This is a genomic window from Mesorhizobium sp. M7A.F.Ca.MR.362.00.0.0, from assembly GCF_004023175.1.
GTDB lineage: Bacteria > Pseudomonadota > Alphaproteobacteria > Rhizobiales > Rhizobiaceae > Mesorhizobium.
Genome location: NZ_RZTF01000124.1, coordinates 1 through 1,923, shown reverse-complemented (window position 1 = coordinate 1,923; position 1,923 = coordinate 1). Strand labels below are relative to the sequence as shown.

General features: G+C 62.5%; 2 protein-coding genes and 1 pseudogene. All 3 read left to right on the top strand.

What is annotated here, in order from left to right; genetic code table 11:
• Positions 1 to 213: pseudogene (locus tag EOC06_RS42705) on the top strand (autoinducer 2 ABC transporter substrate-binding protein); the annotation flags it as partial.
• Between the two features lie 47 nt (positions 214 to 260).
• Positions 261 to 1,208: an ABC transporter permease gene (locus tag EOC06_RS16880; RefSeq protein WP_128308307.1), complete on the top strand. Its 948-nt coding sequence runs from the start codon at positions 261 to 263 to the stop codon at positions 1,206 to 1,208.
• On the top strand, positions 1,205 to 1,923 hold a 719-nt coding region (locus tag EOC06_RS16875), incomplete at its 3' end, for an ABC transporter permease (RefSeq protein ID WP_164898618.1). The genes EOC06_RS16880 and EOC06_RS16875, both read left to right, overlap by 4 nt.

Genomic DNA, 1,923 nt, shown 5'->3' with positions numbered 1-1,923 from the left:
GCCTTCGGCTTCACCGTGCTCTGGGATCCCGAGCAACTCGGCTATCTCACGGTCTGGGCCGGCAAACAGCTGATCGACGGCAAGAGCTTCGAAGCGGAAAACAAGGTCGTCGGCCTGGAAAAGCCCGTCACCTATGATGCCGCCAAGGGCATTTTGCTTCTCGGGCCGCCGGCCGTCTTCACCAAGGACAATGTCGACAAGTTCAACTTCTGAGCTCTGAGATGAACGTGGTGCGGCAGTTTGGAAACGGTGTCTTCTCCATGAACGGGCGGGAGTGGTCTCTGCTTGTCGCCTGTTTGCTGGCGATCGTCATCTTTTCTGTCGCATCGCCGCACTACGCGACATCAGGCAATGCAGCCACGGTCTTGCGCAACAGTGTCGAACTGCTGCTGATCGGCCTTGGCATGACCCTGCTGCTCGCCATGGGCGGCATCGATGTCTCGATCGGCATCGTCATGGGTCTGGCGGCCATCGCCATCGGGCGTGTGCTCGGCGCCGGCGGCAATCCGCTGCTGGCGCTCATTGCAGGCCCTTTGGTCGGTGCGCTGCTGGGATGCGTGACCGCCACCGTCGTTGTCCTCGGCCGCGTTCCGGCAATTGTCGGTACGCTCGGCCTGCTCGGTGTCTACCGCACCGCCGTCTTCGTACTTCTCGGAGGGCAATGGCTTTCGGGCCTGCCCTCGAGCCTTACAAATCTTCTTGCAACCAGCGTGCTCGGCGTCCCCGTCCCTGCCCTGGTGATTGCCGTTGTCTATCTGGCCGTCTGGCTGGCGCTGCGGCGAACCCCTTATGGGCTGCATCTGCTGGCGATCGGCAATTCGGAGGAAAAAGCGCGGCTTTCTGGCATCCCAGTGATCAAGATCCGCTTCATGACCTTCGTCATCAGCGGTGTGCTGACTGGCATTGCCGCCACGTTCTATGTCGCCACCTATCGCAATGTGGAGATGACGATCGGCAGCACGCTGGCGCTCGATGCCATTGCCGCGGTCATTCTTGGCGGGACCAGCATATTGGGCGGCAGATGCAGCCTGATCGGCACCGTGCTCGGCGTGCTGCTTCTGAGAATCCTGCAGAACGGTCTGCTGCTGATCGGTGTCCCTTCCCTTTGGCAGCCTGTCGTCACCGGCGTTCTCATCATCGGCGTGCTTGGCTTCGAAGCTGTTTGCAACCGATTGCCGCTCGGCAGATTTCAACGAGCCCGCGCATGAAAACGCTCCGGAACCTGCAAGGCCCGGCCCTTACCCTGGCTTTGCTCTGTATGCTTTGGCTGATCGTGATTGTCGGCCTGCTGGCGCTCAAGCCTTCTGTTTTCAATCTCGGCACCGTCACCACCATTCTTCAGTTCTCGACGATCCTTGCCCTGGTCGGCCTTGGACAAGGACTGGTCATCATGGCCGGTGGCGCCGGCATCGACCTCTCGGTCGGCGGTGCGGTCTCGCTGTCCGCCATCGTCGCGATGCTTTGCCTCAAGCTGGGATTGCCGCCGGTCCTGCTGCCCGCCGTCTGCATCCTGGCCGGCGCGATGCTCGGTGCCTTGAACGGATGGCTGGTGAACGGGCTCGCGCTTCTCCCCTTCATCGCGACGCTCGGCACCTTCTTCGTCTATTCCGGCGCTGCACTTGCCATTACCGGCGGCGCGGCCCAAGCAGGCGTGCCCTCCTGGCTGCTTGTGTGGGGGCGCGGCGTCGTCATGGGCATTCCCCTGCCCTTTCTCACCCTTGCCATCCCCTGCTTTGCGCTAGCCGGTTTGGTGCTGCTCTCGACAGCGTGGGGGCGCTGGATCTACGCCATGGGTTTCAACGAACGCTCGGCCAGGCTGGTCGGTATTCCGGTCGATCGCGTTCGCTTGATCCTCTACGCCTTGAGTGGCGCGCTCGCCGGCGCCGCTGGGCTCGTCTCGATCTCCTGGCTCGGCAGCGGCAG